The following is a 22816-nucleotide window of genomic DNA, read 5'->3' as shown; positions in this document are numbered from 1 at the left end:
CGAAGAACATAACGACCGATCGCGCGTTTGGGATTCGAGAAAGAACCATCCATCGCGGCAGGAGGATGATGCCATTTTCGACTGGATCACCGATCTTCTCGACCAGACCGGTTACGTCGGCATCGCGCTCCTCATGTTTCTGGAGAACGTGTTCCCGCCGATCCCGTCCGAACTGATCATGCCTCTCGCCGGGTTCGAGGCGCAGCGTGGCGGCATGAGCATCGTGATGGTCGTTCTGGCCGGCAGCGTCGGCTCCCTCGCCGGAGCGACTCTGTGGTACTACATCGGCCGATGGATCGGCGAGGATCGCCTCAAGCAGTGGGCCGGGCGGCACGGTCGGTTGTTGACGCTGCGCCCGTCCGATGTCGAGAAGGTGGACGCCTGGTTCGACAAGCATGACGAGAAGGCGGTTCTGATCGGGAGGCTCGTTCCCGCGGTGCGAACGCTCATCTCGGTCCCGGCCGGGATCTTCGGGATGAGCCTGCGCCGCTTCCTGATCTATTCGAGCATCGGGACGATCGCGTGGACCACGATCCTGGCCCTCCTGGGCTACCTGCTGGGCGAGAATTACGGGGCGGTAAAGGATTACCTCGACCCGGTGTCGAACGTCATAGTGGCCGGCATGATTGTGTATTACGTCTATCGTGTCTTACGCTGGAAGCCGGACCGATCGCACGCGCGGCACCAAGGGAGGGATACTACCGATGAGCGAGACAAACCTTGATCTGGAATCCCGCCTCGACGATGGCGTGCTTTTCCTGACCAAGCAGAACGAGGCGACGAGCTACGGCATCTCGCTGGGGATTGCCCGCGCGCTGACCGAGGCGATGGAGCGAGCGAAGGCGGACGATGCGATCCGCGCGGTGGTGATAGACGCCGGCGGCCCCGGCTTCCATCGCGGCGCAGTCATGGTGACCGAACTGAAGCCCTCGCTCGACGAGCTGGACGATGCGGATTTCCGAGACATCGTCCATCGCGGGCAAGACCTCGGACGCAGGATCTCCGCGCTTCCCAAGCCTGTCATCGGCATTGCGCGGGCAGGCGCGCTGGGCGGGGGGCTCGAACAGCTCCTGCGCTGCGACTTCGTTTACACGCTCGACGATGCGCAGTTCAGTTTTCCGGAAGTGACGCTCGGCTTCGTGGCGGCCTGGGGCGGCACGCAATGGGGCGGGCGCATGATGGCGATGCGGCGTGCGCAGGAGTTCCTCCTGCTGGGCGAGGCCATTTCAGGCGCAGCCGCCGCGCGCGAAGGTCTGGTCACGCGCTCGTTCGCTAACGCCGAGGCGCTCGATGCCCACCTCTCTTCGGTACTCGAGCGCCTTCGCTACTGCTCGTCCGCCTCCTTTGCTCAAACCAAACGCTGCCTTTCAGCGATCTGGGAAGGGCCGCTGGCGCAGGGCGAAGCGACAGAAGTTGACGCCGAAGCCATCGCGATGGGAACCGGCGATTTTCGCAAGGCCTATGCCGCCTGGCGCGAAGGTCAGGTGTTCAACTACGCCAGCGGCAAGGCCGAGCCGCGAACCTGATCAGGGCTTCAGCATAATCTTGCACACTTCCTTGTCGGTTCGAAGCTCTTCGAAACGACCGGGGAAATCGTCGAAACCGACCGTGCCGTCGAACATCGGCATGGGATCGATGCGGCCGCTGGCGATGAGCTTTTCGGCAAAGGCGAATTCGCGGCGCGAATAGCAGATCGCGAACTGGACGCGCAGTTCCTTCATCGTCGCGACGATCGGCATGAAGCTCTCCTGCTGCATGCAGGCCCCTGCCATGACGACGGTCCCGCGCGGCGCGACGAGGCTGGTGGCGCGGCCCAGCATGCCGGGAAGCCCGACGCACTCGATCACGAATTCCGGCGGTCCGCCCGCATGGCGTGCGAAGTTCTGCGCAAGGTCGTCGTCGGCCAGCATGAACTCGCTCGCGCCCATCGTCACGGCAGGGTCGGCGCGGCGATCCGTCCGCGCCGCCACTGCAACGGCCTCGGCCCCGGCGATGCGCGCGCAGGCGGCAACGGCGAGCCCGACCGGCCCCGCGCCCAGCACGAGCACGCGCGCGCCCATCGGGATCTGCGCGGTGGCGACCGTGTGCACGCCGACGGCCACGGGTTCGACGAAGGCGCCTTCCTCCCAGCCCAACCCGTCGCTCAGCCTGACCGCGTCCCGGGCGCTGACGACGCAGTATTCGGCAAAGCCGCCGATCGCGCCGCCACTCGCCTGGCTGCGGACATCGGGACATTGCGTCGGATCGCCGGAAAGGCACGCGCGACAAACGCCGCAGCCGATGTAGGGCAGCGCAGCGAGCCTGTGGCCCTCTTTCCACGCGGCCTGGGTACCATCGCCTAGGGCCACGACCTCACCTGCGAATTCGTGGCCGATCACCGATCCGCCCGGCGGATTGAAGCAGCTGTGCTCGTCGGTCATGTGCAGGTCGCTGCCGCAGACGCCGCAGCGATGCACCCGGATCAGCAGTTCGCCGGGACCGGGTTCGGGAACCGGCACGTCCTCGACGGAAAAGGGCTTTCCCGCCTCGCGAAAGACAGCGGCCTTCATCGAAACCCTCCTACGACGCCGATCCGCCGCCGCGCGCGATCCACTCGTCGACGCGGCGTTCCATGACATCGAGTGGAACCGGTCCGGAAAGCAGGATGACGTCGTGGAAATCGCCCATGGTGAAATCGTCGCCGAGCGCCCGCTGCGCGCGGTCGCGAAGCTCCATGATCTTAAGTTTGCCGATCATGTAGGCGGTCGCCTGACCGGGGAAGACGATGTAGCGCTCGATCGCCTTGCGCACGTCGCCCTCGGGGTTCGGCGTGTTCTGCGAAAGCCAGGCGATCGCCTGCTCGCGGCTCCAGCGCTTGTGGTGGATGCCGGTATCGACGACGAGCCGCGCCGCGCGCCACAGTTCCATGCCGAGCCGGCCGAAGTCGGAGTAGGGATTCTTGTAGAAACCCATGTCCTTGCCGAGTTCCTCCGAATAGAGACCCCAGCCTTCCGAATAGGCAGTCACGCCGCCGAAACGCCGGAAGGCCGGCACGTCGCCGAGCATCGTCTGGATGGCGAGCTGCAGGTGATGGCCGGGCACGCCTTCATGGTAGGCAAGCGCTTCGAGCTCGGTCTTCGACATGTCGCGAAGGTTGTAGAGGTTGACATAATAGGTGCCGGGCCGCGAGCCATCGGGAGCGGGGCGCTGATAGAACGCCTTGCCCGCCGACTTCTCGCGGAATTCCTCGACCGGCTTCACCACCAGGTCGGCTTCGGGAAGCGTGTTGAAATAGCGCGGCAGGGCCACTTCCATGCGTTCTAGCACGGCGTCGACGTCGGCCAGGTAGGCTTCGCGCGTATCGTAGAACTGCTCGTCGCTGGTGCGCAGGCTGGCGAAGAATTCCTGTAGCGTCCCTTCGAAGCCGACCTCGTCCATGATCTCGCGCATCTGTCCGTGGATGCGGTCGACCTCGCGCAGGCCGATCTGGTGGATCTGCTCGGCGGTCAGGTCGGTCGTCGTGTAGTTCGAAAGGCGCTCGGCATAGTATTCAGCGCCGCGCGGCAGCCGCCAGACCCCGTCGTCGGTCGGAGCGCCCGCATACTGTGCTTCCATCGTCTGGATCAGCCTGCGGTAGGCGGGTTGTACGTCATTGAGCAGCGCGGTCCGTCCCTCGGACAGCAGCCGGTCCTTTTCCGACTGCGCGATCTCGAGCTTTCCGACCTTGGTCTTGAAGTCGTCCCAGATCGGAGAATCCTCGCCGTCGTCGAACGGCGCACCCTTGATGACGTTGCGGGCATCGTCGATCACGTAGGGATAAACCCATTTCGGCGGCATGACGCCATTCGCCGCCCGCTCGGTCGACTGCTGCAGGGCCTGGTCCATCAGCGTGTCGAGGCTGGCGAGCCTGCTGACGTAGGCCTGCGCGGTGGGCACGTCGGTAACGCGATGAATGTTGATCAGGAAGGCCGGCGCGAAACTCTGCAAGCCGCGCATCTGGTCGAACACGTAGTCGTTGTCGCGGAACTCGTAGGCTGCCGTGCCGCGCCCGACCATGCTCTCGAACAGCTCGTAGGAAAGCGCATCCGACGCCGGCAGCGCGGCGGGATCGAACGCGGCGCGCATCCGCGCCAGCGTATCGACGTCAAGCTGCTGGTCGCGCGCTTCCGCCGCATCGGTGAACTCGTCCCATTTACCGTAGTCTTCATCGATGATGCCGCGATAGGCCTTGGTCATCGGCGACATGGCGAGTTGCGCCTCGTCGTATTCTTCGAACAGGGCTGCAAGCCGGGCGTTGTCGCCCGGCTGGACGGCAGCGTCGGACGCGGCCATCGGCGCGGCGTTCTCTTGCGCGGCGGGCGCAGCGCAGGCAGCGACGAGGGCGGTGGAAGCAAGCAGGATAAAGCGGGTCATCGGTCCTCCGGGGGAATCAATCGTTGCCGTACCCTAGGAAAGCGCCGGCCCAAAGGCCAGCCGCCTGCTTTGATGCTTGAATTGGCCGCCAAGGCGCGGCATCGCCGGACCATGGACGAACGCTCGATCCGGTTGGCGGGGGCCGCGATCGTGGCCGCGCAGGTCTCGGTCAACGTCGGTGCGGCGCTCGCCAAGCATGTCTTCCCGGTCGTCGGTCCGGAAGGTGTCGCCATGTTGCGCACCGGCATTTCGGCTGCGGTCCTGCTGGCTGCCGTCCGGCCCTGGCGCGCGCTTCGAAACGCGGCACCGGCAAAAGGGCCTGCGCTGCCGCTGGTCGGCTACGGCCTGTCGCTGGGTGGCATGAACCTGCTCATCTACTGGTCGTTCGAGCGCATTCCCATCGGCATCGCGGTCACCATCGAGATCGCGGGACCGCTGGCGCTCGTGCTGCTCTCCTCGCGCTCGGCCCGCGACCTCTTCTGGTTCGCGCTCGCCGTCGCCAGCCTGCTGTTGCTCGTGCCGTGGCCATCGCGTCCCGCGCCGGTCGATCCCGTGGGAATCGCCTTCGCCCTCGGCGCGGCGGCGTGCTGGGCGCTCTACATCCTTTTCGGCAGGCGCGCGGCAGCGGTGGGAGGCACCAATGCGCTGACTCTGGGCATGATCGTGGCCTGCGCCGTGACGTTCCCGGCGGGACTGGCCTCCGCCGACCTTGCGTCCTGGACGCCGGAGGTGTTGTCGATCGGCCTTGCGGTCGCGCTCCTTTCGAGCATGCTGCCCTACTGGCTCGAGATGACGGCGTTTCCCCGCCTGACCAGCGGCATCTTCAGTGTGATCACGAGTTGCGCGCCCGCCATCGCCGCGCTCGTCGCATTCGCGATCCTGGGCGAGCGCCTGACGTGCGTGCAGTGGCTCTCGGTCGTGCTGATGATGATCGCCAGCATCGGCGGCACGATGGGCCGGGCACGGCGCGCGCGCCTGCCGCTCGCCGCGAAGGACCGGGCCGCATGCTGACAGCGGTCGAGTGGGAGATCCTGCTGCTTTCGGTGAAGGTCGGCACGGTCGCCATCCTTGCGACATTGCCGGTCGCGTTCGCAATCGCCTGGCTGCTGGCACGCAAGCGCTTTCCCGGAAAGATCGTGCTCGATGCGCTCGTCCACCTGCCGCTGGTTCTGCCACCCGTCGTCACCGGCTGGCTGCTCCTGCTTGCTTTCGGAGCCAACGGACCGGTGGGGCGATTTATCGAGGCGGTATTCGGACAAGGCCTCGTCTTTCGGTGGACCGGCGCGGCGCTCGCCTCTGCCGTGATGGCGCTGCCGTTGGTCGTGCGCGCGATCCGGCTCTCCCTGGAAGCGGTCGACCGCAAGCTGGAGGACGCGGCGCGCACGCTGGGCGCTGGGCGCTGGCGCACCTTCGCGTCGATCACATTGCCCCTCTCGCTGCCCGGCGTGATGGCCGGCGCGGTGCTCGGCTTCGCACGATCGATCGGCGAGTTCGGCGCGACCATAACCTTTGTGTCAAACATTCCGGGCGAGACTCGCACCCTGCCGCTCGCGATCTACTCGGCGTTGCAAGTGCCCGGCGGCGAGGACAGCGTGACGCGCCTGGCAATCCTTGCCGTCGCGCTTTCGCTCGGCGCGCTCGCGGTCTCCGAATGGCTGGTGCGGCAATCGGGTGGCCGGAAGGGATCGCATGTCCTTTGAAGTCGACATCGCGGTCGAGCGCGACGAGGCCTCCGTCACCGCCGCCTTTTCCTCGGGCGAAGGGATCACCGCGCTGTTCGGTCCCTCGGGCGCCGGCAAGTCGAGCATTCTGGAGGCCGTGGCGGGCCTCGTCAGGCCGAAGCGCGGTCGGATCGTCGTATCGGGCCGGACGCTCTTTGACGGCAAGGAGGGCACGTGCCTTGCTCCTGAAGGGCGCGCGTGCGGTTTCGTGTTCCAGGACCTGCGCCTGTTTCCCCATCGCAAGGTGCGCGACAACCTGTTGTTCGGCCACCGCCTCGCCAGCGACGACCGCCATATCCTCGAACTGGACGATGCGGTCGAATTCCTCGGGATCGGGCACCTTCTCGGCCGCATGCCCCGCACGCTCTCCGGCGGGGAGGCGCAGCGCGTCGCGATCGGCCGGGCACTCCTTTCCGGTCCGCGCTTCCTCCTGATGGACGAGCCGCTCTCGTCGGTCGACGCAGGAAGGCGCGACGGCATCCTTTCCGTGATCGAGCGCATCCGCGACGAACTGCGGCTGCCGATCCTCTACGTCAGCCACGACCGCGCCGAGGTAGAGCGGCTGGCCGATACGATCGTGCCGATAGGCTGATGCAGGTCAGCCGAACGCGGCGAAGTTGTCCTCGAGCGCGACAGCGGTCTCGGCGCTCTGCGCGAGGATGTACTGGTCGCCGAGCAGGGCCTCACCCTCCTCCGCATCGAATAGCAGCGTGCGTTGGTCGCCCGCGAAATCGAGCACCATGCCGACCGGCCCGAGGGGGATCTCGACGGTGCTCTGTCCGTCAAGCAGGATAAGGGAGGACCCGGCGCGGTAGGCACTGAAATCACTTGCCGAAGAGAGCAGCTCGAGCGTGTCTCCGCCCCTGTTGAACGAGGGATCGAGCTTCACGGCCCCGCCGAGGAACAGCACGCTTTCCAGATCGGTCGTGCCGGTCACGAGGATCGTGCCGCCGGCAGCGACTTCCGCGCCCTTGTCAAGATAGAGCCGCGCGGTTGCAGAAGCGTCGATCCCGGCTGGAGGTCCGCCGGAGGACGGTCCGGCGGTAATCGCAGCGGCGGCGGAACCGATGACCTGATCGCCGATCCGCGCTGCGCCATCCTCGAATATCAGGGTCCGCTCGCCATCGTCGAACACGATCCCGGCTCCGGCGTCACCGAACGGCACTTCCACGCTCGTCGTCCCGTCGTCGAAGATGGCCGAGGAACCCGCTAGGCGGACCGTGAATTCGGCAGCGACGCCGTCAAGCATGATCTCGTCGCCACCCCGGTTGAAGGACGGATCGAAGGAAACCCCGCCCGCAATACCCTCGACCGCGATGGACTGCGCCCCGTTGGTCCCGGTGACGGACCCGGTTCCTCCGACCGAACCGGTAAAGCCATCGACCGCGTAAAGGCGGAAGCCGGGCACCACTTCCGGTTCGATGAAGATGAGGGACTGCGTCTGCGCGGACCAGAGATAATCGCCGTCCGCGAACCGCAGCACTTCGACCGCATCGAGCAGGTCGTAGCCTTGCGCGCCGAGGACGCCGACCATGCCGTCCTGCGCGGACACCTGGTAGGACGCCCTCGCACCCGCGAACACAGCGGTATCGCTGCCATCCCCGCCGACCAGGATGTCGTCCCCCGCACCGCTCACCAGCACGTCGTCGCCCCCTCCGCCATCGAGGTAGGAGCCGACCAGTTGGGTGGCCTCGCGCACACGGGAGGTCGCGAGCGTCACGCTCAGATCGTATCTTGCGCCTTCGGGAAGCCCGTCGGCGTTGAACTCGCTGATCTCCACCGTGATGCGCTGGCCGCCGGTGACGTTGCCGAGGACGAGATACGCGTCGCGTGCATTGGCGCTGCCGTGCTCCAGCCCGCCGTCGTCGCTTTCGCCGATGCGGTTGCCGGCCTCGTCGAACACGGTGATGACGCTGTCGATCCCGTAGCTCTCGTCGATATCGAGGATGACTGCGCCCGAGCTCTCGAGGAAGAACGAATAGTAGTCGTTGGTGCCGCCCGACTCCGCCCGGACGCGGACGGTGACGTTTCCGGTCGCCGGAGCCGGAGCACCGTCCCCCGACAGGGGCGAGAAGGTGTAATCCAGATCGTAGGCGCGATCGCCTGTCGAGATATCGACGAACGCGGGCTTGTAGACATCGACCGAAGTGACCGAAGCGCTCGTCCCCGCAAAGGCGACGAGCCTGTCGTTGCCCGCGCCGCCGAGAGCGGCCTCGATCGATACCAGAACATCGTCGCCGTCGCCGGTGGCGAAGCCGGCGGCGAGATCGATGACGAGGTCCTGTTGCGCGGCGCGGTAATCGACGAGATCGTAGCCCGCTGCGCCGTCGAGGCGATTGGCCGCTTCGTTGCCGGTCAGCCGGTCGTTGTGCGCCGAGCCGACCGCGTTTTCGATGGTGACGCCGTTCGCGATCGTGAAGCCGCCAAGGATTCCCGCGACTTTCGAGATGTAGCCGCCGCTCCCCGGTCCGCCGGCGAGGGTTGCCGCACGCAAGTCGATGGTGGCCGAGGCGGACGCGCCCTCGGCCGAGATGGCGTCGGTTCCGCCCGCGTCCCAGATCGCCAGCCAGCCGGTGCCGGTCGCGTTCTCGTCCGGCAGGTCATGGACCGTCGCACCGGCGTCCGTCGACATGTTCGGGCCGTAGATGTACTGGATCGCGGCAATGTCGAAGGCCATTGGGCCCATTTCCCAGCCATACCCGAGATCGGCGGACAGTCCGACTTCTTCCGAGCCGGAATTGTACGTCATGACCGTGTAAATGCCCTGGTTCAGCGCATCGATGCCGGTCTCGAAGTCGCCGGTTACACCGGGAAAGACCCCTCCCCATTCGCCGTCCGATTCGTCGGGGTGGGGGTGAAGAAGGCCCAGGCCGTGCCCGATCTCATGCACGAAGGTCGTGAAGCCGTAGCCGCCGGGCTGCGTATAGTCGGCTGCGAAGAAACCCGTATCGATGTTATATTCACCGAAAAGGGTACTCGGTCGCGGCAGTTCGTGCTGGGCCAGCGTCTCCGTGCCAAGCCGGGCAAAGCTTTCGATCCAGTCGTAGCGCTGGGTCGGGCCGGAGCCATTGAACGGACCCGCATCCTCGACGAATGAGACGTTCGCGACCGCGCTCCACGTTTCGAGGGCGGCACGAAAGGCATCGCCCGCTCCATTGCTGTTCCATGTAGAGCCGCCGAAGGAGCCGTCGCCGGGGCTGCCCTGCAGTACGTACGTGATCTCTATCCCGGGCGTCAGGACGAATTCGTACGCGAGCGAGTCGATGTAGACGATCCCCGAGGGATCGAAATCGCGAATTTCGGAGGAGAGCAGCATCGTTCGGGCGTTCTGTTACCTGTTTCCGGACCGGCGACGGGGACGCGCCGCGAGGTGTCGTGTCGCGAAGTGACGTGACGCCCCTCCCCGCATCAACGGCTTGTTGAAAGTTTAACCGCTAATTTCAACACCCTTGCGACAGTCTGAATTTTCCACGGCGAGGATACGGAATACGGCGGCATGCACCCGCTCTGCTTGATTGGCGGACCGTTCCCCTTATGCACCGGAAATGCGTTTCGGGACCGTCCTTGCTTTGCTGTGCCTTGCCCTGGCGACTGCCTGCTCCGCGCCAAGGGACGACGCGCCCGTGGTCCTCGCGGCGGCGAGCCTGCAGGATGCGCTCGGCGCGGCAGCCGATGCCTGGGAAGAGCGCGGCAATCCGCGCCCCGTCCTCTCGTTCGCGGGCACCTCCTCGCTCGCCCGGCAGGCAGAGGCAGGCGCACCCGCGGACCTGTTCGTTTCCGCCGACGAGCGCTGGCTCGAGTTCCTTGCTGCGCGCGGCCTCATCCGCCCGGAGACCCGCGTCGACCTGCTGACCAACGACCTGGTGCTGGTCGCACCCGCAGGCGCAAGGAGCGAAGTGGTCATCGCGCCCGGGTTCGATCTCGCGGCAGCACTTGGTGACGGCAGGCTTGCCGTTGCCGATCCCGAAGCGGTGCCGGCAGGACGCTACGCGCGGCAGTCGCTGCGTACCCTTAAAGCGTGGGACGGCGTGTCGGACCGGCTCGCTGTGGCGGAAAACGTCCGCGCGGCGCTTGCGCTGGTGGCGCGCGACGAAGCGCCGCTCGGCGTAGTCTACAGGACCGACGCGCTTGCAGAGGACGCGGTCAGGATCGTCGACCGCTTTCCGCCCGCCAGCCACGCACCGATAGTCTATCCGGCCGCCGTGCTCTCCGGTTCGGAAAGCCCCGACGCGAAGCGGTTCCTCGACTTCCTCGCTTCGGGAGAAGGGCGGGTGGTCCTGCAGCGTTACGGTTTCGGCGCGCCCTGAGACGCTTCGAAGGGCGCGGCGCTGCTGTCCTTCACCGCTTCGAGCGCGATGATCGACTTCACGTCGCGCACGCCCGGAATGCGTACAAGTGTCTTGAGCGTGATCTGGTTCAGGTGCTCGACGTCACGGGCGATGACGTGGAGCAGGTAGTCCATGTCGCCGGTGACCGCATGGCACGCGATGATGCAGGGATTGTCGCGCACTTCGCGCTCGAAACGCCCGATCACGTCGTCCGAATGCACCTCGAGGTTGATGAGGACATAGGCGTCGAGTTCGAAGCCGAGCTTGCGGCGATCGAGCACCGGCACGTAACCGCGGATGACGCCATCGTCCTCGAGCTGCTTGAGGCGGCGGCTGACCGGCGTGGCGGAAAGCGAAATCCTTTGCGCGATGTTGGCGACGGGCATGCGCCCATCCTCGACCAGCGCCGCGATGATCTTGCGGTCGAAATCGTCCAAGCGCGATTTTTCACTCATATCCAGAAAATTATTAGCGCAATCCACTCCGATGGCAAGCCGCGCTCGCGTATTTTGCACGGAACCAAGCCGCAGTGTGTGGTATTGTACAAACATGAGGAAACCGGAGGATGCAAAAAGCGATAGCGGCCTTCGCGGAGACTACGAAGGCGCCGCTGCCGACTATACTGTCGCGCAGGACTGGGACGCCTACCCGGAAGAAACGCACGACCGCTGGCGGCGGCTCTATGCCCGCCAGAGCAGGTTGTGCGCGCAGTATGGCGCACCACAGTACCTGTCGGGCCTCGCCCGTCTCGATTGCGCCGGGGGAATTCCCCGGTTCGAGGAAACCAACGCGGTCCTTTCGACCGCCACCGGCTGGAAGATCGTCCCGGTTCCGGGTTTCATTCCCGACGGCGTGTTCTTCGATCATCTTGCCAACCGCCGTTTCCCGGTCACACGCTGGATCCGCGACGAGCACGAGCTTGACTACCTTGTCGAACCTGACGTCTTCCACGATTTCTTCGGCCACGTGCCTATCCTGCTCGATCCGACATTCGCCGACTTCCTCGAAGCTTACGGCCGGGCCGGAGAGCGGGCGATGGCAATGGACGCGCTCGACATGCTGGCGCGCATCTACTGGTACACGGTCGAATTCGGCCTGATCGACGACGGCGGCACGCTGAAAGCCTTCGGCGCGGGCATCGTCTCCTCGGCGGGCGAGACCGTCTATTCGGTCACCGATCCCGACGTTCTGCGCCTGCCGTTCGACCCGGTCCGCATCATGCGCACCGCCTACACGATCGACACCTTCCAGAAGAACTACTTCGTCCTCGACAACCTGGACCAGCTGATGCGCGGCCTCGTCGAGCTCGATTTCGGTCCGATCTACCAAGAGTGGCGGGCCGCCCCACCCATCCCGATCGGCGAGCGCCTGCCGGGCGAACAGCCCCATCCCGCCGCACTCGCGCCAGTCAAGGAAACCCAGTCATGACCGACCTCTTCGAAAATCCCATCGGCCTCGACGGCTTCGAATTCATCGAGTTCTCCGCACCCGAGAAGGGCGTGCTCGAACCGGTGTTCGAGGCGATGGGCTTCACCCGCATCGCCCGCCACCGCTCGAAGGATGTCGAATTGTGGCGGCAGGGCGAAATCAACCTGATCACCAATTACGAGCCGCATTCGCCTGCCTGGTTCTTCAGCCGGGAGCACGGTCCGTCAGCCTGCGGCATGGCATTCCGCGTGCGCGATGCGCGCAAGGCCTACGACGAGCTTCTTGCCCGCTCCGCCGAGCCGGTGGAAGTCGAGACCGGGCCGATGGAACTGCGCCTTCCGGCAATCCGCGGCATCGGCAACGCGATCATCTACCTCGTCGACCGCTACGAGGCCGACGGCAACGGCGCGCTTTCGATCTACGACATCGATTTCGAGTACCTGCCGGGCGTCGACCGCCATCCGCGGGGCGCGGGCCTCGACCGCATCGACCACCTGACGCACAATGTCTACGGCGGTCGCATGGCCTTCTGGGCCGACTACTACGAGAAGCTGTTCAATTTCCGCGAGATCCGCTTCTTCGACATCAAGGGCGAATATACCGGCCTCACGTCGAAGGCGCTGACCGCGCCCGACGGCAAGATCCGCATCCCGCTCAACGAGGAGGGCGAAGGCGGCAAGGGACAGATCGAGGAGTTCCTGCGCCAGTTCAACGGCGAGGGCATCCAGCACATCGCCTTCATCTGCGACGACCTGCTGACCGCCTGGGACAACCTGAAGGACGCGGGCGTGCCTTTCATGACCGCGCCGCCGCAGGCCTATTACGACATGCTCGAGGAACGCCTGCCGGGCCACGGCCAGCCGGTCGGAGAGCTGTGCTCGCGCGGCATCCTGCTCGACGGCAGCGTCGAGGACGGCCAGCCACGCCTGCTGCTCCAGATCTTCGCCGAAGCGCAGGTAGGACCGGTGTTCTTCGAATTCATCCAGCGCAAGGGCGACGAGGGCTTCGGCGAAGGCAACTTCAAGGCCCTGTTCGAGAGCATCGAGCGCGACCAGGTCCGCCGCGGCGTTCTCAAGACCGAGGAACCGGCGGAATGAGCACGCGGATCGAAACCCGCGACGTGGCGTCCGGCAACCGGAAGTCCGCACTCGCGGGCATCCACCACGTCGCCTACCGCTGCCGCGATGCGAAGGAGACGGTGGACTTCTACCGCGACGTGCTCGGCATGGACTTCCAGCTTGCCATCGCCGAGGACACCGTCCCCTCGACCGGCGAGCCCGATCCCTACATGCACGTGTTCCTCGATGCCGGCGGCGGCAACGTGCTCGCGTTCTTCGAACTGCCGAACGCGCCCGAGATGGGCCGCGACAAGGCTACGCCGCAATGGGTTCAGCACATCGCCTTCAAGGTGAGCGACATGGACAGCCTTCTGGCCGCCAAGGCACGCGCCGAGGCACGCGGGCTCGACGTGGTCGGCCCGACACACCACGGCATATTCAAGTCGATCTACTTCTTCGACCCAAACGGCCACCGCCTCGAGCTTGCCTGCGACATCGGGACTCCCGACCAGATGAAGATGCTGAAAGACGTGGCCGAGGACATGCTCGAGGAATGGTCGCGCACCAGGAAGGCCCCGCGTCACGCGGCCTGGCTGCACGAGAAGATCGCAGAGGAAAGCTGACCGGTTTGAAGCTCTACGCCTACTATCGCAGCTCGACGAGCTACCGCCTGCGTATCGCGCTCAACCTCAAGGGGCTCGATTACGACATCGTGCCCGTGAATCTGCTGGAGGCCGAGCAGCGTGGCGAGGCTTTCCGCGCGCGCAATCCCTTTGCCGGCGTACCCATGCTCGAAGCGGGCGGCATGGAACGGGCGCAGTCGATGGCGATTGTCGAATGGCTGGAGGAACGCTATCCGGAGCCCGCGCTGCTCCCCGCCGAACTCGACGAGCGCTTCATCGCCCGCGAACTCGCCTACGCGATCGCGACCGAACTGCACGCGCCGCTCAACCTGCCGGTCCTCCAGTACCTCAAGCACGAATTGGGGCAGGACCAGGCCGCTGTAACGCGCTGGTACCACCGCTGGCTCGACAAGACGCTGGCCGGGGTGGAGGCAAGGCTCGCGCAACTCGGCACAGGCGATTTCCTGTTCGCCGATCCCGGCCTGTTCGAAGCTGTCCTCGTCCCCCAGCTATACAATGCCCGGCGGTTCGAATTCGATCTTTCTGGCATGTCGCACACGACGCGGATCGAGGCCGCGTGCCTTGCTCATCCCGCATTTGTCAAAGCCCATCCCGACAACCAGCCCGACACGCCCCAAGGAGACTGAAGCTCATGAAACTCGCATCGCTCAAATCGGGGCGCGACGGTCGCCTTGTCGTCGTCTCGCACGACCTCACGCGCTATTGCGCCGCCGACAACATCGCGCCCACCTTGCAGGCCGCGCTCGACGACTGGGAGAACTGCGCACCGAGGCTGGAGGCGCTCTATACCGATGTCGAGCACCAGGCTGTCCCGTGCGAGCGCTTCCACGAGCGCGAGGCCGCATCGCCGCTGCCCCGTGCGTACCAGTGGGCGGACGGCAGCGCCTACATCAACCACGTTGAGCTCGTCCGGAAGGCACGCGGCGCCGAAGTGCCCGAGAGCTTCTACTCCGACCCGCTGATGTACCAGGGCGGCTCCGACGCGTTCCTTGCCCCGCGCGAACCGATCCCTCTCGCCGACGAGAACTGGGGCTGCGACTTCGAGGGCGAGATCTGCGTCATCACCGACGATGTGCCGCAAGGGGTGTCGAGCGCCGATGCAGCCGGGCACATCAAGCTGGTCATGATCTGTAACGACGTGTCGCTGCGCAAGCTGATCCCCGGCGAACTCGCCAAGGGATTCGGCTTCCTCCAGTCCAAGCCTCCCACCGCATTCTCCCCTGTGGCGGTAACGCCGGACGAGCTGGGCGAGGCGTGGGCCGACGCCAGGCTGCACCTCCCGCTGCACATCGACTACAACGGCGAACCGTTCGGCCGGACCCATGCGGGCGAGGACGCGACCTTCAGCCTTGCCGACCTTGTCGCGCATGCCGCCAAGACGCGGCCCCTGGGGGCCGGCACGATCATCGGGTCGGGCACGGTCTCCAACAAGGACGAGGACGGCAGTCCGGGCCGCCCGGTGGCCGATGGCGGGCGTGGCTATTCGTGCATCGCCGAGATCCGCATGATCGAGACGATCCGCGACGGCGAGGCGAAAACCCGGTTCATGCGCAAGGGCGACACGGTCAAGATCGAGGTGCCGGGAGAGGACGGAAAGTCTGTCTTCGGTTCGATCGAGCAGGAAGTCGCATGATGGCGACGCGTACCGACACCGGCAAGCTACACCGGCTGGCAGCGGCGGCCATCGGCGAGGAGCGCGCGAAAGAGGCAATGGCGATGCTCGCCATCGACCCCGTGTTCATGCAGGACCGGCCGGAGGTGACCCGTGCCGACGCCGCCATGGCGCTAAACGTCGCGCTGTTCGCAGACCTTCTCGAGCGCGTGCCCACCGCGCGCAAGTACGCAGACGGCGAGCACGAGAAAGGCGAGGCCATCGTCTTCGACCATGGCGCTCTGCGCACGATCGACGGCGAAAGCGGCGGGGTTCCGATCGGACACACTGCATTCGCCCGTATCCTCGGTCCGCTGGGATACGATGTGGCGGGCGAGTATCCGCTGCCGCGCCTCAACATGACCGGGCGCGCCTATGCCCACCGCGACATGCCCGAGACGATCCCGCAATTCTTCGTGAGCGAACTGCACGTCGCGAACCTGCCGTCCGAGGCGCAGGACGCGGCGAATCGCATCTTCGCCACCTCGTCGGACCCGCTCGGCCACGACGAGCAGGAGGGGCTGGACTTCCTTGCCCGCAACGGCGCATGCCCCGTCCAGCTTGCCGAAAAGATGATGCCCGGCCTGCTCGCAGCGTTCGGGCGACAGCACGAAATTCCCGCGCTCGCCGATTACGAGGCGCTGCTGCCGCATTCGAGGGAAGGCGCCTGGATCGCGACCGAGGGCAATGCCTTCAACCACGCGACCACGCGAGTCCCGGACGTCGACAGGCTCGCCGGGGAATTGCGCGCAAGCGGCATGCCCATGAAGCCCGAGGTCGAGGTTTCGGCCAACGGACGCGTCCGGCAGACCGCATTCATCGCCGATAAGGTCGAGCGCGAATTCCGCGATGCCGATGGCGGCATCGTCACGCGCATGGTGCCGGGCTCTTTCTACGAGTTCATCACGCGCGACGAGATCCCCGATACCGGCAAGCTCGACCTGACTTTCGACAGCGGCAACGCCACCGGCATCTTTTCCGTGACGAGCACCCGATGACGGAAACCATCCGATCCGTAGATCCCGCGACCGGCGACCTCGTCTGGGAAGGCGAGGCGGCCTCTCCCGCCGCGGTCGAAGCCGCCGTCGCATCCGCGCGCAGGGCCTTTCCGGGCTGGGCCGCGACGCCGCTTGCAGACCGCATCGCCGCCGCGCGGCGCTTTGCCGGGGTGCTCGGCGAACGCAAGGCCGCCGTTGCCGAAACCATGTCGCGCGAGACCGGCAAGGCGCTGTGGGAGACGACCGCCGAAGTCGGCTCGATGATCGGCAAGGTCGATGCATCGGTCGCCGCGCAAGCCGAGCGAACTGGCGAAAAGCGCAAGGACATGCCCTTCGGCGCAGCCACTCTCCGCCACCGCCCGCACGGCGTCATGGCGGTATTCGGCCCCTACAACTTTCCCGGCCACCTGCCGAACGGACACATCGTGCCTGCACTGATCGCGGGCAACACCGTGGTCTTCAAGCCGTCGGAAGTCGCCCCCGCGACCGGCGCGGCAATGGCTGGGGCGTGGGAGGCGGCGGGCTTGCCCGCAGGTGTCTTCAACATCGTGCAGGGCGCGCGCGAGACCGGCGCTGCGCTGGCCGATGCCGATATCGACGGCCTGCTGTTCACCGGCTCGGCCGCTACCGGCGCGCATTTCCGGCGCGCGTTCGCGGATCGTCCGCACGTGATCCTCGCGCTCGAGCTGGGCGGCAACAACCCTCTCGTTGCATGGGACGGCGACCTCGACGAAGCAGCCGCCATTGCCATCCAGTCCGCCTACATCACCACCGGCCAGCGCTGTTCGTGCGCTCGCCGGCTGATCGTGCCGGAATCGGCGTGGGGCTCGGACCTGGTCGACGCCATCGCCTATCTCTCCGACCGTCTCGTTATCGGTCGCTGGGACGAACAGCCCGAGCCCTTCATGGGTCCGCTCGTGTCCGACCGGGCTGCCGCCCACGCGATGGAACAGGTCGCGGCGCTCATCGAGAAGGGCGCAAAAGTGATCCGGTCGTTCGAGGGCATCGAGGGGCGCAGCGAAGCCTTCGTCACTCCTGCGCTGCTCGACGTGACCGGCATCGACACGCCCGACGATGAAATCTTCGCCCCGGTCCTGCAAGTGCGTCGCGTCGAAAGCTTCGGCGTCGCCATGGAAGCGGCGAACAACACGCGCTTCGGGCTGTCGGCCGGGCTCGTCAGCGAGGACGATGCACTGTGGGAGCGCTTCCTGCTCGAAGGCCGCGCGGGTGTCGTCAATCGCAACCGCCCGACCACCGGCGCCGCGGGCACCATGCCCTTCGGCGGCCTCGGCGATTCGGGTAACCATCGCCCGAGCGCCTACTACGCGGCCGACTACTGCGCCTATCCGGTCGCGAGTTTCGAAGCTTCAGAAGCTGCCGGAAACCGCGACGCGATCAAGGCGAGGCTGAAGCCATGAAGCCCCTCTCGCACGACGAAGCTGCTCTGATCGAGCCGGTCGGGACCGCGCCGGTCCTCGACCGCACGCTGGACTGGGCGAGCGTGAACAGCGGCACCGCCAATCTCGACGGCGTCGCCGTCATGGCCGAAAGACTGGGCGATGCCTTCTCGGAGCTGCCCGGCGACGTTTCCCTGGTCGATCCCGAACCCGTCGACAAGGTCGCCCCGGACGGAAGCACCGTGCCCATCAGGCACGGTCGACACCTTGTCGTGCGCGTCCGGCCCGATGCCGATCGCCGCGTGCTCCTGACCGGGCACATGGACACCGTGTTCCCGAAGGATCACGTCTTCCAGTCCTCGCAGTGGATCGACGAGGATACGCTCAACGGCCCCGGCACCGCCGACATGAAGGGCGGCCTCTCGCTGATGCTCGAAGGGCTGCTCGCGTTCGAGCGGACCTCGCCCGCGCTCGGCTACGACGTCATGATCAATTCGGACGAGGAGACGGGATCGAAGTCTTCGGCGAGCCTCATCGCCGATCTCGCGAAGGGCAAGCTTGCCGCGCTTACCTACGAGCCGGCGCTGCCCGGCGGCATCATGGCGCGGGCGCGGCCCGGTTCGGGAAACTTCGCCGCCATCGTCCACGGCAAGTCGGCGCACGCCGGCCGCAATCCCGAGGAAGGCCGCAACGCGCTCGTCGCCGCGTCGGACCTGGCCCAGCGCCTGTTCGCAGCGCGGCGCGACGGCCTGTCGGTCAATCCGGCAAGGATCGAGGGCGGCGCGGTCAACAACACCGTGCCCGACCTTGCCGTCCTCCATTTCAACATGCGACCGCGAACGCCCGGCGACGAGGCCGAGGCCCATGCGATCATCGACGACGCGGTGACCGCGGTCAGCGAAGCGCACGACGTCGGCATCGATCTCCACGGCAATTTCGGCCGCCCGCCCAAACCGATAAGCGCGCAGGCCGACCGCCTTTTCGCACTCGTTCGCGAAGCCGCGGCCGACCTCGGCGAGCCGATGGAATGGAAGGACACCGGCGGCGTGTGCGACGGCAACAACATCGCCGCCTGCGGCGTGCCCGTGCTCGACACAATGGGCGCGTGTGGCGGCCTTATCCACTCGCCCGACGAATTCATGCTGAAAAGCTCGCTTGCGCCGCGCGCACGGCTGACGGCGCTTGTCCTTCACCGGCTGGAGCGGCAAGGTCTGGCCGCATGAGCCACATCGTCCGCGCCGCCCGCCCCGGGGATCTGGATGCCATCTACAAGATGGCCAAGAGCACCGGCGGCGGCTTCACCAACCTGCCGCCCAACCGCCCGACGCTCGAGGCGAAGCTTGAGCGCGCCGCATCGTGCTTCGCCCGAACCGGGGACGAGGTCGGCGACGAGATGTTCCTGTTCATGCTGGAGGACACGCGCACCGGCAAGGTCACCGGCACCTGCCAGGTGTTCTCGCAAGTCGGGATGAGCTGGCCGTTCTATTCCTACCGGATCGGCGCGATCACGCAGCACAGCAAGGAACTGGGCCGCACCTTCCGCGCCGAGACGCTCTCGCTGGTCACCGACCTCGAAGGGTCGAGCGAGGTCGGCGGGCTGTTCCTGCTTCCCGGGGAGCGCGCCTCCGGCATCGGCAAGCTGCTGGCGCGGAGCCGCTACCTGTTCATCCGCAACCACCGCGCGCGGTTCGGCGACAGGCTGATCGCCGAGCTTCGCGGCGCGCATGACGAACTCGGCAACTCGCCGTTCTGGGACGGGGTGGCGGGCCGTTTCTTCGGCATGAGCTTTGCCGAGGCCGACGATTTCAACGCCATCCACGGCAACCAGTTCATCGCCGACCTGATGCCGAAGCACCCGATCTACACCGCGATGATCGACGAGAACGCGCTTGCCGTCATGGGCGTGCCCCATGCCTCTGGCCGCGCGGCGATGCGCATGCTGGAAAACGAAGGCTTCGTGTTCGACAACTACATCGACATATTCGACGGCGGCCCGACGATGGTGGCGCAGACCGACCGCATCAACACGATCCGCGAAACCCGCGACGTTCCGGTGACCCGAGTGGGCGACATCGGCGAGAACGCGCCCGCGCTGCTCGCCGCCGGACGCCTCGCCGAATTCCGCGCCTGCCATGCCGGCATCGTCGAGGAAGGCGAAGGCATCGCGATCGACGCCGCGACAGCCGCGATGCTTCGCGTGAGCGAAGGCGACAGCGTGGCGGTGGCTTCGCGATGAGCCTCGTCGAGATCAACTTCGACGGCATCATCGGGCCGAGCCACAACTACGCCGGTCTGAGCCTCGGCAACCTTGCCTCGTCCCGCAATGCAGGCTCGGTCGCGCACCCGCGCGATGCGGCGTTGCAGGGGGTGGCGAAGATGCGCTCCAACCTCGCGCTCGGGCTGGCGCAGGGCGCCTTCATGCCGCTCGACCGGCCCGACGATGCCTGGCTGGCGACGCTGTGCACTTCGATGGAAGACGCAAGCGAGGCAATGCGCGCCAATGCCTTTTCCGCATCCGCTATGTGGGCGGCGAACGCGGCGACGGTTTCTCCCGCGCCCGACACGCGCGACGGACGCTGTCACCTGACCGTCGCGAACCTCGTGACGATGCCGCATCGCAGCCACGAGTGGCCGGGCACGCTGGCGCAGCTGACGCTCGCCTTTTCGGACCGCACGCGATTCTTCGTCCATCCGCCGGTGCCGCCGCCATTCGGGGACGAAGGCGCCGCCAACCACATGCGCATGGCCGAAAGCCACGATGCGCCCGGCATCGAGATTTTCGTCTACGGCGTCACTGGCGGTCCGTTCCCCGCGCGCCAGCACCGCGAGGCAAGTGCCGCCGTCGCGCGGCGGCACGGCCTCGACCCCGCACGCACGATCTTCGCGCAGCAATCGGACGAGGCGATTGCGGCGGGCGCGTTCCACAACGATGTCGTCGCCGTCGCCAACGAGAATGTGCTTTTCGCGCACGAGCAGGCTTTCGCCGACAAGGCAGGCCTCTACCGGGCGATCCGCGACAAGCTGCCTTCCGCCGAGATCGTCGAGGTCCCGGCAAGCGCGGTCGGGCTCGAGGATGCGATTTCCTCCTACCTTTTCAACGCGCAGCTGGTGACGCTACCCGAAGGCGGCATGGCGCTCGTCCTGCCGACCGAGGCCCGCGACAATGCGAGCGTCTGGTCCTGGCTCGAAGGCATGATCGCATCGAACGGACCGATCCGGCGGCTGGTCCCAGTCGACGTGCGCCAGTCGATGGCGAACGGCGGCGGTCCCGCATGCCTGCGCCTGCGGGTCGTCGCCGACCCCGAGAGCATCGATGCGCGCTTCATCGTCGATGAGGCAAGGCTGGACCGCATCGAGCAGGTCATCGCCCGCCACTGGCCCGAAAGCATCGCGCCGGAAGACCTGGGCGATCCGGCGCTCTGGAACGATGTCAGGGTCGCCCGCGCAGCGCTGCTCGGCGCGCTCGACCTGTCCGAACTCGAACGCTGATCGCGGCAAGCAGCAGCGCCGTCAGCAGCGAGAGCCACATGCCGGCGCGCTCTGCCGGCATCGCCGCCCAGCGGACCGAGACCTCGTTGCTGCCCGCAGGAACGGCCATGCGGGCAAGGCCGCGCTCCGGATCGGGGCGAACCTCGACAGCCCTTCCGTTCGCGGTGCCCAGCCACGACGGGAAATAATGGAGCGGAAGCCTGAGCGTGGTGGCGCTGGCGGCTTCGATTTTCCAGTGCGCGGCTCCGTTGGACAGTTTGCGCGGCGAACATGTCGCGCCGACCGCGTCGCATTGCGCCTGCCAGTCGTACGATAACCCCACGCCGCTACCTCTCGCCGTGTAGACCGTGCGATATTCGTCGAGGCCTACGTAGGGGCCCAGCGGCTCGCGCGAATCGATGACTTCGCCGTCGATCGCCGCCGCCCTGGCGACGACCAGCGATCCCATTGCGAGGCTCGCCAGCCCGAGCACGGCAAGCACGCCGCTTGCCATCGCGATGCGCGGTCGCGCGGCAAGGCCCATGACGAGCAGGAACGGCGCGAGCGCGACGAGCAGCGTCACGAAACGGTGCGGAAACTGGACGTTGCGCAGCGGGCTGTCGATCAGCCAGAGCGGATAGGACAACTCGGTCGAAAGGACGAAGGTCATGCCGGCGATGGCGGCCGACGGCGCGAACCATCCGGGCAGGTCCTCCCCTCGCTCGCGGCGCACGATCCACAAGGCGAGCACGCAGGTGGCGAAGGCGATCAGTGAGATCGGCCACTGGAAGGCGAACCAGCGGACGCCGAAGACCGCAGCCGTCACGGTCGACAGCGAAAAGGCATTGAACGGCGTGTAGTTCTCGCGCCAGACTCCTGCATCGATCAGGCCTTGCGAGGCGAAGGCGGGGAGCAGGTACCACGCGGACAGCGCCAGACCCCCGATCACGGTCAGCGCTGGCGACCAGAACGCGCGCCGGGTCCAGAACCTCAATGGCTGCGACAGGACCACGGGCAGCGCGACACTTGCCACCATGATCACCGCCATCAGTCCCGTGACCGTGTGCATGCAGATCGTCAGCGCGAGCGCGACGATCGCCGGGATGTCGAGGAGCTTTCCCGCAGCCGCGGGGCGCAGCAGCGCCCATGTCAGGAGGCCGAGCGGCGCGGTCGCGGTCGCCCAGGGATATCCGTTGAAACCGAGGTGGAGGAGGCACAGCATCGGCGCGAAGATCGCCAGCGGGATCGCAAGGAGCGCCAGCGCGCGCGAGGCGTAGTCGGTGCACAGCCGCCACACCGAAAGCCCCAGCACCATCGCCGCGCCGGCCTCGACCAGCTGCATGCCGATCCAGACGTTGCCGCCGGCAAGCTTCGATGCTGCCCAGGACAGGTAGTAATAGAGCGGCGAGTAGTAGAGCAGGCCCGGCTCGCCCAGGCCGCCTTGCGCATTCCAGGCCCAGCGCGGACGCCAGATGCCCGCATCGAGCGAGATCGCGAATTCGCGCGCGTAATTGTAGTGGACCCAGAAATCGAGATTGGGCGTCGCGCGTCCGAGGAGCAGGTTGGGGCTCTGCGCGACGATGCCGCACAGGAGCGCCAGCGCCACCGCGACCCAGGTGCGGGTCGCCGTCGCCTGCATCGCGCGCGCGACAAGATCGGCACGTGCCGTGCCGCCGCTTTCCGCTCCGTTCGCCAGGTTCGCCATCGCCCGCCATCCGACCGTTTCGGGGC

General features: G+C 66.5%; 21 protein-coding genes. 16 read left to right on the top strand and 5 right to left on the bottom strand.

Features of this window, described 5'->3' with window-relative positions; translation table 11 throughout:
* Nucleotides 1-133: 133 nt before the first annotated feature.
* Together FHS75_RS05640 and FHS75_RS05635 are read left to right on the top strand one after the other, a co-directional pair.
* Nucleotides 134-724: a DedA family protein gene (locus tag FHS75_RS05640; protein ID WP_218845150.1), complete on the top strand. Its 591-nt coding sequence runs from the start codon at nucleotides 134-136 to the stop codon at nucleotides 722-724.
* Nucleotides 705-1526 (top strand): enoyl-CoA hydratase/isomerase family protein, encoded by an 822-nt coding sequence (locus FHS75_RS05635; protein ID WP_179406762.1) that lies wholly within the window; start codon nucleotides 705-707, stop codon nucleotides 1524-1526. Before FHS75_RS05640 ends, FHS75_RS05635 begins: the two co-directional genes overlap by 20 nt.
* Here FHS75_RS05635 and FHS75_RS05630 read toward each other — a convergent pair whose 3' ends face one another.
* Both FHS75_RS05630 and FHS75_RS05625 read right to left on the bottom strand, forming a co-directional pair.
* Nucleotides 1527-2549, bottom strand: a complete 1023-nt coding sequence (locus FHS75_RS05630) for an alcohol dehydrogenase catalytic domain-containing protein (protein WP_179406761.1) — start codon at nucleotides 2547-2549, stop codon at nucleotides 1527-1529.
* Nucleotides 2550-2559: 10 nt separating this feature from the next.
* The gene (locus FHS75_RS05625) at nucleotides 2560-4392 is read right to left on the bottom strand and encodes a DUF885 domain-containing protein (RefSeq protein WP_179406760.1); all 1833 of its coding nucleotides are present in this window, start codon (nucleotides 4390-4392) and stop codon (nucleotides 2560-2562) included.
* A gap of 72 nt (nucleotides 4393-4464) precedes the next feature.
* On the opposite strand from FHS75_RS05625, the gene FHS75_RS05620 reads away from it, so the two are divergent.
* Genes FHS75_RS05620 through FHS75_RS05610 form a run of 3 tightly spaced genes read left to right on the top strand, consistent with a single transcriptional unit; the run spans nucleotide 4465 to nucleotide 6705 of the window.
* Nucleotides 4465-5403, top strand: coding sequence for an EamA family transporter (locus FHS75_RS05620; RefSeq protein WP_229735643.1), 939 nt, complete (start codon nucleotides 4465-4467; stop codon nucleotides 5401-5403).
* Nucleotides 5397-6092, top strand: coding sequence for a molybdate ABC transporter permease subunit (gene modB / locus FHS75_RS05615; RefSeq protein WP_179406759.1), 696 nt, complete (start codon nucleotides 5397-5399; stop codon nucleotides 6090-6092). The genes FHS75_RS05620 and modB overlap by 7 nt, the downstream gene beginning before the upstream one ends.
* Nucleotides 6082-6705, top strand: coding sequence for an ATP-binding cassette domain-containing protein (locus FHS75_RS05610; RefSeq protein ID WP_179406758.1), 624 nt, complete (start codon nucleotides 6082-6084; stop codon nucleotides 6703-6705). Before modB ends, FHS75_RS05610 begins: the two co-directional genes overlap by 11 nt.
* A 6-nt stretch (nucleotides 6706-6711) precedes the next feature.
* On the opposite strand, the gene FHS75_RS18075 is transcribed toward FHS75_RS05610, so the two are convergent.
* The gene (locus FHS75_RS18075) at nucleotides 6712-9429 is read right to left on the bottom strand and encodes a M10 family metallopeptidase (RefSeq protein WP_179406757.1); all 2718 of its coding nucleotides are present in this window, start codon (nucleotides 9427-9429) and stop codon (nucleotides 6712-6714) included.
* A 229-nt stretch (nucleotides 9430-9658) separates the two neighbouring features.
* Here FHS75_RS18075 and modA point away from each other — a divergent pair, with 229 nt between their 5' ends.
* Nucleotides 9659-10420 (top strand): molybdate ABC transporter substrate-binding protein, encoded by a 762-nt coding sequence (gene modA, locus FHS75_RS05600; protein ID WP_179406756.1) that lies wholly within the window; start codon nucleotides 9659-9661, stop codon nucleotides 10418-10420.
* Here the strand turns inward: modA and FHS75_RS05595 are convergent.
* Nucleotides 10399-10878 carry an Lrp/AsnC family transcriptional regulator gene (locus FHS75_RS05595; protein WP_244959006.1) on the bottom strand — a complete coding sequence of 160 codons (480 nt, stop codon included), beginning with the start codon at nucleotides 10876-10878 and terminating at the stop codon, nucleotides 10399-10401. The two genes, modA and FHS75_RS05595, sit on opposite strands and share 22 nt — an antisense overlap.
* Before the next feature lie 112 nt (nucleotides 10879-10990).
* On the opposite strand from FHS75_RS05595, the gene phhA reads away from it, so the two are divergent.
* From phhA to FHS75_RS05545, 10 genes are read left to right on the top strand one after another with little or no spacing between them, the layout of a single operon-like run.
* Nucleotides 10991-11869 (top strand): phenylalanine 4-monooxygenase, encoded by an 879-nt coding sequence (phhA, locus tag FHS75_RS05590; RefSeq protein WP_179406754.1) that lies wholly within the window; start codon nucleotides 10991-10993, stop codon nucleotides 11867-11869.
* Nucleotides 11866-12966, top strand: a complete 1101-nt coding sequence (hppD, locus tag FHS75_RS05585) for a 4-hydroxyphenylpyruvate dioxygenase (protein ID WP_179406753.1) — start codon at nucleotides 11866-11868, stop codon at nucleotides 12964-12966. The genes phhA and hppD overlap by 4 nt, the downstream gene beginning before the upstream one ends.
* The gene (locus FHS75_RS05580) at nucleotides 12963-13550 is read left to right on the top strand and encodes a VOC family protein (protein WP_179406752.1); all 588 of its coding nucleotides are present in this window, start codon (nucleotides 12963-12965) and stop codon (nucleotides 13548-13550) included. Before hppD ends, FHS75_RS05580 begins: the two co-directional genes overlap by 4 nt.
* A 5-nt stretch (nucleotides 13551-13555) precedes the next feature.
* A complete protein-coding gene (maiA, locus tag FHS75_RS05575; protein WP_179406751.1) occupies nucleotides 13556-14197 on the top strand; it encodes a maleylacetoacetate isomerase in 642 nt (213 codons plus the stop codon).
* A gap of 5 nt (nucleotides 14198-14202) precedes the next feature.
* The gene (locus FHS75_RS05570) at nucleotides 14203-15204 is read left to right on the top strand and encodes a fumarylacetoacetate hydrolase family protein (RefSeq protein WP_179406750.1); all 1002 of its coding nucleotides are present in this window, start codon (nucleotides 14203-14205) and stop codon (nucleotides 15202-15204) included.
* Nucleotides 15201-16220: a 2-oxoadipate dioxygenase/decarboxylase family protein gene (locus FHS75_RS05565; protein ID WP_373285037.1), complete on the top strand. Its 1020-nt coding sequence runs from the start codon at nucleotides 15201-15203 to the stop codon at nucleotides 16218-16220. The genes FHS75_RS05570 and FHS75_RS05565 overlap by 4 nt, the downstream gene beginning before the upstream one ends.
* Complete coding sequence (astD, locus tag FHS75_RS05560; protein ID WP_179406748.1) at nucleotides 16217-17638, top strand: succinylglutamate-semialdehyde dehydrogenase; 1422 nt, start codon at nucleotides 16217-16219, stop codon at nucleotides 17636-17638. The genes FHS75_RS05565 and astD overlap by 4 nt, the downstream gene beginning before the upstream one ends.
* Complete coding sequence (locus FHS75_RS05555) at nucleotides 17635-18840, top strand: hydrolase (RefSeq protein ID WP_179406747.1); 1206 nt, start codon at nucleotides 17635-17637, stop codon at nucleotides 18838-18840. The genes astD and FHS75_RS05555 overlap by 4 nt, the downstream gene beginning before the upstream one ends.
* Nucleotides 18837-19853, top strand: a complete 1017-nt coding sequence (locus FHS75_RS05550; protein WP_179406746.1) for an arginine N-succinyltransferase — start codon at nucleotides 18837-18839, stop codon at nucleotides 19851-19853. The genes FHS75_RS05555 and FHS75_RS05550 overlap by 4 nt, the downstream gene beginning before the upstream one ends.
* Nucleotides 19850-21106, top strand: a complete 1257-nt coding sequence (locus FHS75_RS05545) for an N-succinylarginine dihydrolase (RefSeq protein ID WP_179406745.1) — start codon at nucleotides 19850-19852, stop codon at nucleotides 21104-21106. The genes FHS75_RS05550 and FHS75_RS05545 overlap by 4 nt, the downstream gene beginning before the upstream one ends.
* Here the strand turns inward: FHS75_RS05545 and FHS75_RS05540 are convergent.
* Nucleotides 21048-22790: a hypothetical protein gene (locus tag FHS75_RS05540; RefSeq protein ID WP_179406744.1), complete on the bottom strand. Its 1743-nt coding sequence runs from the start codon at nucleotides 22788-22790 to the stop codon at nucleotides 21048-21050. The two genes, FHS75_RS05545 and FHS75_RS05540, sit on opposite strands and share 59 nt — an antisense overlap.
* Nucleotides 22791-22816 lie beyond the last annotated feature (26 nt).

It is taken from the genome of Novosphingobium marinum, assembly GCF_013408095.1.
GTDB classification, from domain to species: domain Bacteria; phylum Pseudomonadota; class Alphaproteobacteria; order Sphingomonadales; family Sphingomonadaceae; genus Novosphingobium; species Novosphingobium marinum.
The sequence above is the reverse complement of the archived record's forward strand: the minus strand, read 5'-3'. Positions and strand labels throughout refer to the sequence as shown.